The following is a 16151-nucleotide window of genomic DNA, read 5'->3' as shown; positions in this document are numbered from 1 at the left end:
TCCTCTCACGAGACATGATAAGGAATCCCTAACGTGAACAAGCAATCTCCGTCGCTCCTGATCCGCAATCCTGCCGCGGTCATGAGCGGTCGCGCGGAACCTGCCGCGCGTCTGGGCAAGGTCGATCTCCGTATCGAGGGCGGCCGGATCGAATCGATCGCCCCCCATCTCGCGCCGCGCCCCGGCGAACGCGTGATTGACGCGAGCGATTGTGTCGTCTATCCCGGCTGGGTCAACACGCACCACCACCTGTTCCAGAACCTGCTCAAGGCGGTGCCCTCGGGCATCAATGCCGATCTGCAGGAGTGGCTCGCCGCCGTGCCGTATCCGCGGCTCGCGCGCTTCACGCCGGAACTCGCCCGCACGGCCGCACGGCTCGGCCTCGCCGAACTGCTGCTTTCCGGCGTGACCACTTGCGCCGACCATCACTACCTGTACCACGCAAACGGTTCGACCGAAACGGGCGACCTGCTGTTCGAAGAAGCTGAATCGTTCGGCATGCGCTTCGTGCTCTGTCGCGGCGGTGCGTTGCAGGCGGCGGGCGATCACCCGGGCTTCTCGAAGACGGCATTGCAACCGGAAACGCTGGACCAGATGCTAGCCGACATCGAACGCCTCAAGTCGCGCTATCACGACGGCAGCGCTGCTTCGATGCGGCGCGTGGTGGTGGCGCCCACCACGCCCACCTTCTCGCTGCCGCCCGGCATGCTGCCCGAAGTGGCGCGCGCGGCGCGCCGCATGGGTCTGCGCCTGCATACGCATCTTTCGGAGACCAAACGTTATGTCGACTTCTGCCGCGAGCGCTATGGGCAGTTGCCGGTGGAATTCGTGGCCGACCACGAGTGGCTCGGGCCGGACGTCTGGTTCGCGCATCTCGTCCATCTCGAGCCCGTGGAAATCGCCATGCTGGCCGATACGGGCACCGGCTGCGCTCACTGCCCCGTGAGCAACGCGCGCCTCGGTAGCGGCATCGCCCGTGCTCCGCAGATGGCGGCGGCGGGCGTACCGGTTTCGCTCGCTGTCGACGGCGTGGCGTCGAACGAATCGGGAAGCATGACGAACGAAGCGCACTTTGCGTGGCTCGTGCATCGCGCGGCGCAGGGCGCCTCGGCCACCACCATCGAAGAGATCGTCCACTGGGGCAGCGCGGGCGGCGCCCGCGTGCTGGGCCTCGACGCCGTGGCCACGCTCGCGCCGGGCCAGGCCGCCGATCTCGTGCTCTACGACGTGAATGCACCGCGCTTCGAGGGTTTCCACGACCTTGCCGTCGCGCCCGTTGCGGCAGGGGAACCGGTGCGCGTGCGCTACAGCATCGTCAATGGGCGCGTGGTGGTGGAGAACGGCGAGATTCCCGGGCTCGATCTCGAAGCGCTACGCCGCGATGCGGCGCGCGGCGTGAGAGAGCTTATCGACGATTGAGGCGCTGCCTTCACGGCCCACGCGCTTTCGCAGCGCGTGGGCCCGAAGCCTTAAATACCCAGGTCGGCAATGACCTGCTCGCCAAGCGCAAAACCCGTCGATGCCCCCGTGCCGCCCGTCACCATGACGATGCGAACGTGATCCGCCGGCCGGTCAACGAGCACCCGCCGCTCGCTCGACGACACATAGCAGCCGATCCAGCGATTGACCACCTCGCGCGCGGGCAAGTCGAACACACGGTCGAATTCGTCGAGGATCAGCTCGTCGAAACGCGCCTGCGCGAACGGCGCCTGAGCGTCGCCATACACGTGGCTGTCGCCCACCACGAGCGATCCGTCCGCGGACTGCACCGCGATCAGATGAATGCCCGCGGCGCGATATTCGCTTTCCTCCACGTCGAGCTTGCGAATCAGCGCCTGTGCTTCCGGCAGCGCTGCGAAGCCCTCGTAGCGCGCGATGCTCTGGTCGGACATCACTGCCGCACCGAACGCCGGCCGGGCGTCCCGCACAGCCAGCCGCAGCATCTGCAGCGTGCAGATGCGCAAGCCGTAAGGGGCAATGCGCTCCGGAAACAGCGTGGAAAGATCGTCGCCGGGGCAAACGACCACGGCATCCGCATGAACCGGACCGCGGCTCGTTTCGACGCGGTGGCCGTCCACCGCGAGCACCGCCGTGTTCCAGTGAAACACCACGCCGTGCCGTTGCGCGAGCCACGCGGCGATCTTCGGCAGCGCCTCGGCCGATTCCACGCGCAGTTCGTGCGGGCTATAAAGAATTTCCGTGACCTTGTCGAGCCGCAACGCCGGAACGATGGCAGCAGCCTCGTCGCGCGAGATCAGCTTGCAGCCCTCGGCCATGTCGGTCGAGAGAAAGGCGTGCAGCACGTCGGCAGCCTCGCGGCGCCGCGCGGGAATCACCACGCCACGGTGCTGGACGGCAATACCGGCTTCCCGAGCGACTTCCTGCCAGACCTCCCGGCTGCGCATGGCGCGAGCCCAGTGGTCGCCGGCCTCCTGCCCCGTCACCGTGACGAAGCCGAAATTGCGAATCGAAGCGCCGGTGGCCCGCGCGCTGCGGTCCAGCACCGCGACACGCTTGCCCTTGCGCGCCGCGGCCAGCGCGACGGCAAGACCTACGATGCCGCCCCCGACTACCGCGATATCGAAACGCTCACTCATGCCTGCCTCCGGAAAGCAGGCGTGGCGGACAGACTAAGGCAGCGAGGGAGGAAGAAAACAAGGGCAATGCTGGACGGCAAGGCGCCGCTGTAAGTCAGAGTAAGCATGGAATACAGGTTCGAGATGGCTTTCCAGCCCGCACTATACCCGGTCCAGAAGACACCCATATGGCAGTGTCCACACGTATCCGGCTTCATTCGATCCTCTATCTCCACTCCCCGATAAATCAGTATTCCGAACAATTTATTGAACGCGCTCCAGGCAAGATAACTTACACCCTGTACACACAAGCACCCAAGGCATGCGCCCCCATCAGCGAAAACGGCTGGCAATATGCTCCGGAATATTCTCCGGCGTGACAACCACCACAGACGAGGACGGCGACACCGCCGCCGCCGGCAGCAGCTTGTGAAAGCTCATCACACGCTGGCAGGCCGAACGCATATCCTGGCGCAAGTCGTGATGCAGCACCGCCTGAATCCTCCCTTCGCGCAGCAGTCGCACGTTGTCCCGGTCCAGATCGTGGCCGATGAAGCACACCGGGTGCCGCCGCCCGCCTAGCGCCCGCAGGATCGCGGGATTGCCGCCGCCCATCGAATACACGGCGGCGATATCGGCATGCTTCGCCAATACACTGCGCACCCGCGCCTCGGTGGCCGCGTCCAGTCCATGCCCGCCACTCGCATCGATCAACGCAAGCTGGGGAAAGCGCTGGCGCAGTGCGCGCCGAAAGCCGATCTCGCGTTCCTCCTCGCCGCGAAAGCGCTCGTCGCTCAGGGTAATCAACACGCTGCCGCGCCGTTTTCCGAGCCATTGGCCCACGAGCCACGCCGCCGTGGCACCCGCCACGCGATTGTCCAGACCCGCGTAGGCGAGACGGCCGGACAACGAGATATCCGTAAAGATCGTCACCACCGGAATACCGCGCCGTTGCAGTTCGCCGATCGCATCGGCAATCCCGGGCACGTCGCGCGCCTTCAGGAAGATGCCGTGGCTGCCGCGCCGGCCTATCGCGTGCAGCGTCTCGACCACCTCTTCGGTCGTCATCGTCTCGCGCATCAGAAAACGCGGCCGGAACACGGCCGGATGCAGGCCCGGCAACTCCGCTTCGAGCGCTTCGCGCACTTCGTCCGCAAACCTCGACGGCGCTTCCACCACCACATCGACAATGAGCTTGCGCCCCGCCGTAGCCAGTTGCAGTTCCTGCTTCTCGAGTTCCCGAATGGCCTGCTCGACCCGCTTGCGCGTGTGCTCGCGCACGTGCGCGCGCCCGTTGAGCACGCGATCGACCGTAGCCAGGCCCACGCCGGCCTGCAACGCGATCTCCTTCACGAGAAACCGGCGAGCCACGTTCGCCACCTCGGTCTTGATGTGTTTTTGATGGCTTTATGATAGCCCGATCCCGACTTCGGCCGCTATGCTGGATCCAGAAACGCAAGGAGACGCGATGGATCGCAACGACGAGCAGTGGGGACAAGGCAGCAAGGTCTGGTACGCCGAACGCGAATGTTCGCTGGAGGCATTTTCGGAGCAGGTCGAGCGCCGCGAGAATGCGCCACTGGCATTTGCGGACGACGTCTGCGAAAGCATTCCCGTGTACGACTGCCGAAAACTGGCGCACGCGGTGGCCGATGCCAGGCAGCAGCGCGCGGCCCTCCAGGGCGAGTGGGTCCGTGTGCTGCGCGACGGCGCGGGCGTGCTGGTGCTCAAGCAGGCATTCACGGACACCACGCCCATCGACGAAGCGACCGCGGTGTTCGAATCCATCATCCGCAGCGAACGGGCAAGCGGGGCCGGTGCAGGCGACCACTTCGCGCAAGCCGGCGCCAACGACCGCATCTGGAACGCGCAGGAAAAGCTCTGCGTGCAGGCACCCGAAGTCTTCGCACGTTACTTCGCCAACCCCATGCTCGCCGCAGCGGCGCAGGCGTGGCTCGGGCCCGCCTGGCAGATGACCTCGCAGGTCAACGTCGTGAGGCCGGGCGGCGCGGCGCAACTCGCGCACCGCGACTACCACCTGGGCTTCCAGACCGTGGAAGAAGCGCAGCGCTATCCGGCCCACGTGCATCGCATGTCGGCGTTTCTCACGCTGCAGGGTGCCGTCGCGCACAGCGACATGCCGGTGGAAAGCGGCCCGACCAAGCTCCTGCCGTACTCGCAGCGCTATGCCGAGGGCTACCTCGCATGGCGCCGGCCGGAGTTTCGCGAGTACTTCGAAGCGCATTGCGTGCAATTGCCGCTCGCGAAGGGCGACGCGCTGTTTTTCAATCCCGCGCTGTTTCATGCCGCCGGCGCAAACCGCACGCATCCCGTCACGGGCGTTCAGCGCATGGCCAATCTGCTGCAGGTGTCGTCCGCGTTCGGACGTGCGATGGAGACGCTGGACCGGCGGCGCATGTGCGAGGCGGTGTTCCCCGTATTGAAGGCAAGCCATGCCGCTCGCCGGATGAGTGCCTGCGAGATCGATGCGGTCATCGCCTCGTGTGCCGAAGGCTATCCCTTCCCCACCAACCTCGACCGCGATCCGCCCTCAGGCGGACTCGCGCCGCGAAGCCAGCAAACCCTCCTGCGCCAGGCAATCGACGAAGACTGGGCGGACACCGCGCTTCGCGACGCCTTGCAGAATTACGACTGGCGACGCAGGACCACCCGGGATTTTACTTAGCATTACTGAAGTAATCTCGATGTCGCTCCATGAGCGACTGAACCTTGCCGGCGTCGTCCGCCGTCACCGGATTGAAAATCACGAGGTGAAGATCGGAGCGGCCATCGACCGAGAAAACCGAAATTTCGAGCGTAAGGAGCCCCAGTTCCGGATGGCGCAGGCGCTTGACAGGCTCGCCGCGCGGGCTCTCCACGAGGTTGTCCCGCCACATGGCCTCGAACTCCGGACTCTCGCGGCAAAGCTCTTCGACGAGCGGCTCCACCGCCTCCCCCGCCCCGGCCCGCGCGGCGTCCATCCTGAATGCGCCCAGTGTGAAGCGCGCCGTCTTCTCCCAGTCGTAATGCATGATGCGGGCGCGCGGGTCGAGAAAGAGAAAGCGCAGCACATTGTGCGACGCATGCAGCACCGACCCGAAGCCCAGCAGCAACGCCGTCGAAGCCCGGTTCCAGCCCACGATGTCCCACGTGGCCGTCCTGATGATGGCGGGACCGGGATCGAGCGCATCGAGCACCCGCTGGTGCCGCGGCTCGACACCGTCGTGCTTGCGGTAGCGCACCTCCGGCGGCCGGCCGAGCCCCAGCAGGAAGAGATGCTCGCGCTCCACTTCGCTCAGCATCAGCGCGTGCGCAAGCCGGTCGAGCGCGTCGGCCGAGGGCGCTCCGCCGCGCCCCTGCTCGAGGCAGGTGTACCAGGTCGGGCTGATGTTGGCGAGCTGCGCCACTTCCTCGCGCCGCAAGCCGCGCGTGCGGCGGCGCTGGGAGGAAAAGCCCAGGGAGGCGGGATCGAGCCGCGCGCGGCGCTCGCGCAGATAGGTGCCAAGCAGGTTTTCAGAAGCCAGAGGGGCGCTCATCCTGTTAGTGCTCTTACTACCATAACCTCACTACTTTACCCGGACGCCTGGCGCCGCGATACTTCGACTCCGTCGCACCCCCAGGACGCGAGCAATGCATCGCAATCACCGGCCCGGTTGATGAAAGGAAATTGTTGGCATGGTTGACCGGTATCGGCAACCCGCACCACGCTCGCGGGCCGGCAGCCGGGCTTCGCGATGCAGTGCGCGCCTGTTGCCCGGTCAGTGCAAACGGCGGGGCCTCACGCCTTTTTCGTCCCCCGGCCAGGTTCGGCCCGCATGACCGCCCCAGATTCTGCGCACAAATATGAAAAGCGCTAGGATGGGCTCCCATCGGCCCCGAACTGACTGCAAACGTCGAACGGCTCCCCATGCCGGATCGTAAGGACAAGTAAGGTGAGCGTCCTGCATCGTCGATGCGCGCACCGCCCTCCTGGTAAGTGGGAAGTCACGACAGGCGAGGCCGCGCAATTGCCGGGGCATACGTACAAAATCCCGGCTCCGATGCCGTTTGTGCAAAAACCCTGAACAGTTCGTTGTCCTGCTTTCCTGACATGACACGCGGGCGGGAAGGCAGGACAAGGCTCCTTCGATCGGGGGCGGCCGCGACAGAATCGTGGCGATGCCCCATGGCGGCGCACCACCCGGAGTCGCCCAGGCTGCCCCGTTCGAAGCCCGCACCTCTATAACAGGTTAGTGAATGAACACATCCGGTAGCGTAAGGTCATCCCCGGAGCGCGCAGGTCTGCGCGCCCTGCGATACGGCTCCATGGTCGCGGCGGCGCTCGTCGCGGCAGGCTGCGCGGTCGGGCCGGACTACCAGAAACCCGCGGTCCAGATTCCGGCCACGTTCAAGGAAGGGGTGGACTGGCAACGGGCCGAAGCCAATCCGCAGGCCTCCTTGTCCAGCACCTGGTGGCTCGACTATCACGACGACAAGCTCACCGACCTGATCGACCAGTCGCTCAAGGCCAACCAGTCGATTGCCCAGGCCGAAGCGGCCTACCGGCTTGCGCGCGCCACCGTCGAGGCCAATACGGCAAGCCTCTTCCCGACCATCACGGCGGGCGCCTCGGGCGCGCGCTCGGGCTACGGCAGCGGCGCCGCCGCCGCGGCAACGAACTCCACCAGCACCGCCGTGCCGGGCGTCAACAACTCCGTGGGCGTGAACGCGGCGGCAAGCTGGGAGATCGACCTGTGGGGGCAAATACGGCGCGAGATCGAATCGAGCAAGGCCAGCGCGCAGTCCAGCGACGCCCAGCTCGCCGGCGAGCGCCTCTCCATTGCCGCGAGCGTTGCCGTCGATTACTTCGAACTGCGCCAGGCCGACGTGGACATCGACCTGCTCAAGCAGCAGCAGCAGATCGACGCGCGCATCCTGGACATGACGCGCGAAAGCTACAAGCAAGGCATCTCCTCGGCCGACGACGTGCTCAACGCGCAGGACAACCTCGAACTCGTGATCGCGGAACTGCAGACCACGCAGATCACGCGCGAGCAGGACGAACACGCGATCGCGGTGCTGATCGGCGTGCCGCCCGGCGGGTTTTCGATCGAAGCCGATCCGCATTACGCGTTCGCCACGCCGGCCGTGCCGCTCGCGCTGCCCTCGCAACTGCTCGAACGCCGCTACGACGTGGTGAGCGCCGAGCGCACGGCGGCCTCGGCCAACGCGAAGATCGGCGTGGCCGAAGCGGCCTTCTTCCCCACGCTGACCCTTTCGGCCGAAGGCGGCTTCCAGCACAACATGCTCGCCAATCTCTTCTCGGTGCCCAACCGCTTCTGGACGCTCGGCCCGGATCTCGCGGCGACGATCTTCGACGGCGGCGCGCGCACGGCGGCCGTGCACGAAGCGCGGGCGACTTACGACGAAGACGTCGCAAGCTATCGGCAAACCGTGCTGAGCGCGTTCCAGAGCGTGGAGGACAGTCTCTCGTCGTGGAATCACCTCCAGCAGCAAGCGGACTCCTACACGAATATCTACCAGCGCAACCGGCAGTTGTTCGACAGCGAGCACGCGCAGTACACCATCGGCACCGCCAGCGAACAGGACCTGCTCAACCAGCAGCTCACGCTGCTCACGGCCCGGCAGAACCTGTCCGATACGCATGCGCTCCTGACCGAAAGCAGCGTCACGCTGATCAAGAACCTCGGCGGCGGCTGGCAGTGGGACGACACAAAAGAGCACGCAGTCGATGCGGTAGCGTCGGCCGGCGCCTCCGCTTCAGCCACGTCGGCCACCTCGGCCCCTCCGGTGCGGTGAAGCGTGCGCAGATCCCACGCCTCCTCCGCCCGTCCTTTGCAGGCTTTTTCCCTTTCCACGATCATGCAAGCATGGTGTCCTATGACGTTACTGCCTGTGCGCGCGTCGCTGCTGTCCATCGGTTTCATTGCCCTCGCGGCCTGTAGCAAAAGCGAGCCTCCAGCCCCGCCGCCGCCTCAGGTGAGCGTCGTGAAGGCGGAGCCGCAGAACGTGCCGCTGCAGCGCGACCTGGTGGGCCGGCTCTCGGCCTACTACAGCGCCAACGTGACGGCGCGCGTGTCCGGCGTGCTGGTGAAGCGCGCCTATACGGAAGGCGCCACCGTGAAGGCAGGACAGACGCTCTTCGAAATCGATCCGGCTTACTATCAGTCGGTACTCAATAACGATCTCGCAACGCTGGCCGAAGACCAGGCCACCTACGTGAACGACCGCATCACCGCCGGACGCTATCACAAGCTGCTGCCGGTGGGCTCGGTCTCGCAACAGACCGTGGACAACGCCGATGCGGCCGAACGCAGCGCCGAAGCCAAGGTCAAGGCGGACCAGGCCGCGGTGGACGGCGCGCGCCTGAACCTCGGCTATACCAAGGTCACGTCGCCCATTGCCGGCATCGCCGGACAGCAGCAGGTGACGGTAGGCGCCGTGGTGGGCTCCAGCACGGCCGACGCCGGCTCGGGCGGCACGCTCCTCACGACCGTGCAGCAGATCGATCCGCTCTACGTGAACTTCACGATCAGCGCCGCCGATCTCGTTACGCTGAAGCAGGCGCAGAGCAAGGGCAACATTGCGCTCGCGCCGCAAAACGCCACCAGCGTGCAGGTTACGTTGCCCAACGGCACCCCGTACGACCAGCAGGGCACGCTCGACTTCTCGGATGTCACCGTGAACCCGGCCACCGGCGCGGTCAATCTGCGTGCGCTGATTCCCAATGCGCAGCATCAGCTGCTGCCCGGCATGTACGTGTCGCTGATGGTCGATCTGGGCCAGCGCAACGGCGCCTTCCTGATTCCGCAGCAGGCCATCCAGCGCGACACCGTGGGCGCCTTTGCGCTGGTGGTGGACGCGAACGGCAAGGTCGCGCGCAAGGACGTCACCACGAGCGAGAGCTACCAGAACAACTGGATCATCACGAGCGGACTCGCCGAGGGCGACCAGGTGATCGTGACCGGACTGCAGAGCGTGCACGAGGGCGTGTCCGTGAAGGCAAGTCCGTGGCAGCAAGGCGCAAGCGGGGCCCAGGCGGCCACCGCCCCGGCATCGGGCGCCCAGGCCGTTGCCGACAAGTCGTAAGGAGTCCGCCTCATGCCACGTTTCTTTATCGACCGCCCGGTTTTTGCCTGGGTGATCCCTATTCTGATCTGCCTGATTGGCGTGATTTCGCTATCGCGCATGGGGATCGACTCGTACCCGGATATCGCGCCGCCGCAGGTGACGGTGACGGCGACCTATCCGGGCGCCAACGCCGCCACCATGGAATCGACGGTCACGCAGGTGATCGAGCAGCAGCTCACCGGCATCGACAACCTGCTGTACTTCAGCTCGACCTCGAACAGCAACGGCACGGCCACCATCACGCTGAGCTTCGCCACGGGCACCGACCCCGACATTGCCGAAGTCCAGGTGCAGAACAAGGTCCAGCTCGCGCAGCCGCTCCTGCCCGCCGAAGTGACGCAACAGGGTGTGGTGGTCGCCAAGGCGAGCCCGGACATCCTGATGTTCATCGGCTTGCAGTCGGATAACCCCGCCATCGACGCGGACCGCCTCTCCGACCTCGTCGCCTCGCAGATCCAGCCGGTGATCGCGCGGATCAACGGGGTGGGCAACACCTTCATGCTCGGCTCGGAATACGCCATCCGCATCTGGCTCGATCCGGACAAGCTGCAGGGCTATGGCCTTTCCACCACCCAGGTGCTCAACGCCGTGAACGCGCAGAATGCGCAGTTCGCCACCGGCGCCGTGGGCGCGGACCCGGCGGTGAAGGGGCAGGTGTTCACGGCCACGGTGTCCGGCGACACGCTGTTTTCTTCGCTGGAGCAGTTCAAGAACATCATTCTCGTCACGACCAACGACGGTACGGTCGTGCACCTGAGCGACGTTGCGCGCATCACCTTCGGCGCGCAGAGCTACGGTTCTTCGGCGGCGTACAACGGCAAGGCGGCGGGCGGCATGGGCGTGTACCTGCTGCCGGGCTCCAACGCGCTTGCCGTGGCCAATGCGGTGAAGGCCGAAATGGCGGTGCTCGCGAAAGACCTGCCTTCCGGCGTCACGTGGAACGTGCCTTACGACACGACGCCGTTCATCACGGCGTCGATCACGGACGTGGTGCGCACGCTGGTCGAGGCCATCATCCTCGTTTTCTTCGTGATGCTGATCTTCCTGCAGAACATCCGCGCGACGATCATCCCCACGCTCGTCATTCCGGTGGCGCTGCTCGGTACGTTCATCGGCCTGAAGGCCTTGCACTTCTCGCTCAACCAGTTGACGCTCTTCGGCATGGTGCTCGCAATCGGCATCGTGGTGGACGATGCGATCGTGGTGATCGAGAACGTCGAGCGCATCATGTCCGAGGAGAAGCTCAGTCCGAAGAAAGCCACGCGCAAGGCGATGGGGCAGATCACGGGCGCCATTGTCGCCATTACGGTGGTGCTGGCCGCGGTGTTCGTGCCCTCCGCGTTCCAGCCGGGCGCCACCGGCATCATCTATGCGCAGTTCGCCATGACCATCGCCATTTCGATGGGCTTCTCGGCGTTCCTCGCGATGTCGTTCACGCCCTCGCTGTGCGCGACCATCCTCAAGCCCGATCACCACGGCGACTCGCATTTCGTGTTCCGCTGGTTCAACAAGGGCTTTAACCGCATCAGCAACACGTACTTCGGCCAGGTGGGCCGCGCGGTGCGCCATGCGCCGCGCTGGATGATGCTGTTCGTGCTCCTCGCCGCACTGGCCGGGTTCCTCTACGCGCGCATGCCGACCTCGTTCGTCCCCGACGAAGACCAGGGCTTCATGCTCGCGCTCGTCAACCTGCCTTCCGGTTCGACGCTGGAGCGCAACAGCAACGTGATGGCGGAGATCGGCGACAAGCTCTCGCACAGCCCGATCGGCAAGGACATCGTGGGGGTCTTCGACGTCAAGGGCTTCAGCTTCGTCGGCAACAGCGAAAACGTCGGCATGGTCTTCATCAAGCTGGCCGACTGGGGCAAGCGCTCGAAGTCGGCCATGCAGTTGATCCCGCAGGCCAACCAGATCCTGCACAGCATTAACGACGCGCAGATCTTCGTGGTGAACCTGCCGACCATCCGCGGGCTGAGCCAGTTCGGCGGCGTGGACATGTTCCTGCAGGCGCGCGCCGGACAATCGCGGGCCCAGCTCGGGCAGGCCGAAATGAAGCTGCTGGCCGAAGCGGGCAAGAGCCCCGAGCTTTACGGCGTCCGCCCGAACTCGCTGCCAGCGGCGCCGCAGTTGCAGGTGACGGTGGACCGCGTGCAGGCGGCGTCGATGGGGCTCTCGCTCACCGACGTCTACAACTCGCTGCAAATGCAGCTCGCGCCGTACTACATCGACCAGTTCACCTACGGCGGCCGCGTGAAGCGCGTGTATCTGCAAGCCGATGCGCCCTACCGCATGGGGCTCGACGCGCTCCAGCACATCTACACGCCGTCCAACGTCAGCAGCAGTTCGTCGGGCACGACCGCCTCCGGCAGCACGAGCACGAGCACGGCGGTCAATGCCAGCGGCTACGAGACGCCGGCCAACCCCTCGGTCAGCAACGCCGCGATCAGCCCGTACAACATGGTGCCGCTCTCGAGTGTCGTGAAGGCGAACTGGAGCGTCGGGCCGCAGGCGCTGCCGCGCTATAACGGCTACTCGGCCATCGAGATCGTCGGCAACTCGGCGCCCGGCTATTCCACCGGCCAGGCAATGCAGGTGATCACGAACATCATCAACAAGTCGCTGCCGCCGGGTTTCGCGGCGGACTGGACTGGTCAGTCCTACCAGGAAATTCTTGCGGGGAATGCAGCAACCCTGCTGATGATTCTCTCGGTGGTGGTGGTGTTCCTCTGTCTCGCCGCGCTCTACGAGAGCTGGTCGATTCCGGTGGCGGTGCTGCTGGTGGTGCCGCTGGGCCTCCTCGGCATGGTGACGTTCTGCCGCCTGAGCGGCGTGCCTAACGACATCTACTTCAAGATCGGCATGGTCACGGTGATCGGGCTGGCCGCGAAGAACGCGATCCTGATCGTCGAATTCGCGGTGGAAGGCCAGGCGAACGGCATGACACTCTTCGAGGCCACGGTGCAGGCTGCGAAGCTGCGGCTGCGCCCGATCCTGATGACCTCGATGGCGTTCATCCTGGGGGTGCTGCCGCTGGTGCTCTCCACGGGCGCCGGCGCCTCGTCGCGGCACGAGATCGGCACGGGCGTGATCGGCGGCATGATGTTCGCCACGTTCTTCGGCCTCCTGCTGATTCCGGTGTTCTACGTCACGGTGCGACGCGCGCTGGGCGACAAGCTCGACGAAGTCTCGCGCAAGATCCATCATGCGGGCGACGACGACGAGGACGACGAACCCAGCGCGGGACCCGCACCGGCCCCGAAACCCAGCGAATAACCGATACGTCCCGGTCTCGAACGGCAGCACGCGTGCTACGCGTGCTGCCGTTTTTCTTTGTGGCTGAAGGGGCTAATTGCTTCGAGGGAGCAAGCCAGGCGGCCCGGCACGCGCGATGCGCAGCAGGGGTAGGCGAACAGGCAACCCAGACAGGAGACCGATATGCCCCGTCCCCCCCGCAACTCAGCACAAGCCCAGCGAGCCGAAATGGCCACCCGCAAGCCCGCGATGGTGCCGGGCCCGGCCGCCGGCCCGGACCCGCTGGCCCGCGCAAGCCGCCGCATCATGACCGTCGAGATGGCCGGCACGGTATCGAGCGGCACAAGCGTCGATGCCGACGGCAAGACCAGCGAGGCGAGGCGCGATGCGTCCCCGCTCCAGGACAACGTGGTCACGTCCAACGCCACGCCGGAAAATCACGTGCCCGTGCCGTCTGAGGGTCTGGGCGGGTTCGATAGCCGCGTGGTCGGCGCGCTGCCGCCCATCGGCACCCGGAGCGGCTTTCACGTGCAGATAGAGGGCTACGTGAGCGTGCCGGGCTACAACGGCGAACACCGTACGGAACGCGTATTCAGCATCGCGCCCGACGACGACTGATCGCGCATTGCCAAGCGCGGCGCTCTAGTTGGCGGGTATCGTGACCACCGGCGCCTTCGCGCTCGTATCCGATTCGGCGAGCGCCATCAGATTCTGCAGCACCGTGAACGCATATTTCGAATCGAAGTCGTCGCGTTCGACCCAATACTGCGTGCCGTCGTAGTCCACCGCAACGTAGGCATGATTGCCCGCCTTCGCCCCAGCATGGACGATGATGGTGGGCCGCGTTTCGCCGCCGATCAGGCCCACGGTCGGCTTGGTCGCACCGCTGCTGACGTCCGCATCCGGCACCTGCACCTGCGCGCCAAGATCGGTAAGGATGCCGAGCACCGAACGCGTCACCATGGGAATGCGATCGCCGCGCTGCGCGGAAGGGCCGTACACCACTTCATAAGTCCGCGTCTTGGCCGAGAGATGCAAAAGCGCACGCACGCGTGCGAGGTCGGCCGCGACTTCGGGCGGCTTGGCCCCTTCCGTCGCCCCGATTGCAAAATACACGCTGCTCTTGCCCTTCTCGTTGCGAGACTCCACATTGAGTTCGCCGGCCAGTTGCAGGCGCCGCAGCGCCTGCAGAAGTTCGAAGAAGCCCGACGCCCCGGCAGCGTTCTCGCCGCCGAGCGCGCTGCCGTTCTGCAAGCCGCCGATCGACTGGGCCGTCATGCGCAGCAACAAGTCGATCGGTATCCCGCCTTCGGCGAGCGGCAACACGAGTTCCGGCGCGAGCGGGCGAATGTAGGCCGTGGCATAGGCTTCGCCTGTGGTTGGCGCGAAGGTGAAGGTGGGGTGGTTGCCGTACGACACCGTGCCGGTGGCAAGGGCATAGTTCGGTTCGGACCCCGAACCGAGATTGCCCGTTGCGCCCGCTGTGGAATCGAACTGATAGGCCGCGATGATCGAGCTGACCGTGAGAAATGCGGGCGCATCGCCATAACGCAGCCCGACGATCGTAGCCAGGATTTCGCGCTTCTTGGCGTCGCCGAGCGCTCGCGAATAGTCCACCTGATCGGCTCGCAGCCGCGTGGGGCCGATATGCACGCAGGCACTGGCCAGACAGGCGGCGCCCAGAACGGAGAGGACGGTGGCTTTTGAAACCATGATGGTCGGGCAGGTTGCGCATGGGAGTTGGACTGGCCGCGGCACAGCAAAATGCGTGCCCCGGCTCTCCCGTCGCACGGCAAAGCCTGCCTACATCGGCATATGCCCGCGCACTGCGGCGCTCTGCGCTTCCTTGCGACGGTAATAGCGCCCCAGCATGCCGCCCGCCGTCGAGCCGTGCAGCAGCACGGAGATCGCAATCGCGTCGAGCGCCGCCGGCAGCACGGGCCGCAGCGCGTTCCCGGCCAGCGCGATGCCCCACACGGCGTAGTAGAACGCGCCCACGCCGCGTATGCCCATCCATGCCATCAGGCAGCGCTGCTGCCGGTCGGCCTGCGCGCCTGTCATGGCAATCAGCACGGAGAGCGGCCGCACCACGAACACCAGCACGAGCGCAAACAGTGCCGTACGCGCATCGAGCATGTCGCGCCAATGCGCGGAGATCACGCAGCCGATGACGAGCAGCACCGAAAACTCGGCGAAGTGCTCGATCTCCAGCGTGAAGCCCGTCATGCTCTCGGCGAGCAGTGCGTGGGCGCGCTCAGGATCTTTCGCGACCTCGGCGCGCTCGCCCAGTTGCACCGTCTCCAGCGCCTCGGCGGGGCGGCGCTCGCCGGTCGCGCGCAACTCTTCGTGACGCAGCGCAACCCCTGCCGCGAACACGGCCACGAACGCGTACGCGTGCAGCAGCAACGCAACGCCATAGGTCACCGACATGAGCCCGATCGCGATGAAGCCATCCAGCCCCACGGCTTCGCCATAACGGGTACGCAGATGGAGCACGACCCGCACGCAGAGCGTGGCGAGCAGCGCGCCGATCAGCAGCGCCCCGACGAAACCCCATACCAGCGAGAGCACGAACGTTGCGGCGCTCTGCGTGCCCGGCACGCGCAAACCGCACAGCGCGAGACCGAGCAAAGCGAACGGCAACGCGGCGCCGTCGTTGAGACCGCCCTCGCCGGAGAGGGCGAAGCGCACCGGTTCCGCGTCGCCGGCTTCGCGCACGCGCAGTTCGTTGGCGAGCACGGGATCGGTAGGCGCGAGCGTGGCAGCGAGAAAGAGCGCGACGCCAGGCGCCGCGCCCATCGCCCTGCCGAACGCGAACATCAACGCCACGCTCAGTACCATGGAGAGCACGCCGAGCCGCAAGGGCAGCCGCCACAAGCGGTCGCGCAGCCGCACGCGCAAATGCATGCCGACCGAGAACAACGAAACGACGAGCCCCGCTTCGGCGAGCACGGCGAGTGTGCTCGCGTGCTGTACGAGATCGATATGCACGAGCCCCAGCATGCCCGGCCCCACGATCACGCCCACCACGAGATAGATCATCGCGCCCGTGAGCGGCAGCCGGGCGATGGGCCCGCGCGCGAGGGCCATGAACATCAGCAGCACGCCGACCAGCAAGAACCACGACGCTTCTTCCGCCATCGGCTGGCTTTCCCTCCTCCTCTTGCCATCGAATGACACGGCGCTGCCTGG

General features: G+C 65.9%; 11 protein-coding genes. 6 read left to right on the top strand and 5 right to left on the bottom strand.

Features of this window, described 5'->3' with window-relative positions; all coding sequences use genetic code 11:
• The first annotated feature begins 33 nt into the window (after nucleotides 1–33).
• Nucleotides 34–1419 carry an amidohydrolase family protein gene (locus BFE01S_RS00965; protein ID WP_028223975.1) on the top strand — a complete coding sequence of 462 codons (1386 nt, stop codon included), beginning with the start codon at nucleotides 34–36 and terminating at the stop codon, nucleotides 1417–1419.
• A 50-nt stretch (nucleotides 1420–1469) separates the two neighbouring features.
• Here BFE01S_RS00965 and BFE01S_RS00960 read toward each other — a convergent pair whose 3' ends face one another.
• A complete protein-coding gene (locus tag BFE01S_RS00960) occupies nucleotides 1470–2597 on the bottom strand; it encodes a TIGR03364 family FAD-dependent oxidoreductase (RefSeq protein WP_028223974.1) in 1128 nt (375 codons plus the stop codon).
• A gap of 312 nt (nucleotides 2598–2909) precedes the next feature.
• Nucleotides 2910–3947, bottom strand: a complete 1038-nt coding sequence (locus BFE01S_RS00950) for a LacI family DNA-binding transcriptional regulator (protein ID WP_028223973.1) — start codon at nucleotides 3945–3947, stop codon at nucleotides 2910–2912.
• A 97-nt stretch (nucleotides 3948–4044) separates the two neighbouring features.
• On the opposite strand from BFE01S_RS00950, the gene BFE01S_RS00945 reads away from it, so the two are divergent.
• Nucleotides 4045–5262 (top strand): phytanoyl-CoA dioxygenase family protein, encoded by a 1218-nt coding sequence (locus tag BFE01S_RS00945; RefSeq protein ID WP_028223972.1) that lies wholly within the window; start codon nucleotides 4045–4047, stop codon nucleotides 5260–5262.
• Here BFE01S_RS00945 and BFE01S_RS36920 read toward each other — a convergent pair.
• Nucleotides 5255–6112: a helix-turn-helix transcriptional regulator gene (locus tag BFE01S_RS36920; RefSeq protein ID WP_042336952.1), complete on the bottom strand. Its 858-nt coding sequence runs from the start codon at nucleotides 6110–6112 to the stop codon at nucleotides 5255–5257. The genes BFE01S_RS00945 and BFE01S_RS36920 overlap by 8 nt on opposite strands.
• A gap of 700 nt (nucleotides 6113–6812) precedes the next feature.
• On the opposite strand from BFE01S_RS36920, the gene BFE01S_RS00935 reads away from it, so the two are divergent.
• The 4 genes from BFE01S_RS00935 (at nucleotide 6813) to BFE01S_RS36910 (ending at nucleotide 13577) form a co-directional block, all read left to right on the top strand.
• Nucleotides 6813–8375 carry an efflux transporter outer membrane subunit gene (locus BFE01S_RS00935; protein WP_028223971.1) on the top strand — a complete coding sequence of 521 codons (1563 nt, stop codon included), beginning with the start codon at nucleotides 6813–6815 and terminating at the stop codon, nucleotides 8373–8375.
• An 81-nt stretch (nucleotides 8376–8456) separates the two neighbouring features.
• Entirely contained in the window at nucleotides 8457–9665 is a 1209-nt protein-coding gene (locus BFE01S_RS00930; protein ID WP_028223970.1) for an efflux RND transporter periplasmic adaptor subunit, read from the top strand.
• A 12-nt stretch (nucleotides 9666–9677) separates the two neighbouring features.
• A complete protein-coding gene (locus BFE01S_RS36915) occupies nucleotides 9678–12980 on the top strand; it encodes an efflux RND transporter permease subunit (protein ID WP_042336951.1) in 3303 nt (1100 codons plus the stop codon).
• A gap of 162 nt (nucleotides 12981–13142) precedes the next feature.
• A complete protein-coding gene (locus BFE01S_RS36910; protein ID WP_084169418.1) occupies nucleotides 13143–13577 on the top strand; it encodes a DUF3005 domain-containing protein in 435 nt (144 codons plus the stop codon).
• 24 nt (nucleotides 13578–13601) lie between these two features.
• On the opposite strand, the gene BFE01S_RS00915 is transcribed toward BFE01S_RS36910, so the two are convergent.
• Together BFE01S_RS00915 and BFE01S_RS00910 are read right to left on the bottom strand one after the other, a co-directional pair.
• A complete protein-coding gene (locus BFE01S_RS00915; RefSeq protein WP_028223969.1) occupies nucleotides 13602–14672 on the bottom strand; it encodes a hypothetical protein in 1071 nt (356 codons plus the stop codon).
• Nucleotides 14673–14762: 90 nt separating this feature from the next.
• The gene (locus BFE01S_RS00910) at nucleotides 14763–16100 is read right to left on the bottom strand and encodes a cation:proton antiporter domain-containing protein (RefSeq protein WP_028223968.1); all 1338 of its coding nucleotides are present in this window, start codon (nucleotides 16098–16100) and stop codon (nucleotides 14763–14765) included.
• Nucleotides 16101–16151 lie beyond the last annotated feature (51 nt).

This window comes from Paraburkholderia ferrariae NBRC 106233 (assembly GCF_000685035.1).
Lineage (GTDB): Bacteria > Pseudomonadota > Gammaproteobacteria > Burkholderiales > Burkholderiaceae > Paraburkholderia > Paraburkholderia ferrariae.
Note: the sequence above shows the minus strand (reverse complement) of the source record. Positions and strands in the feature narration are given on the sequence as shown.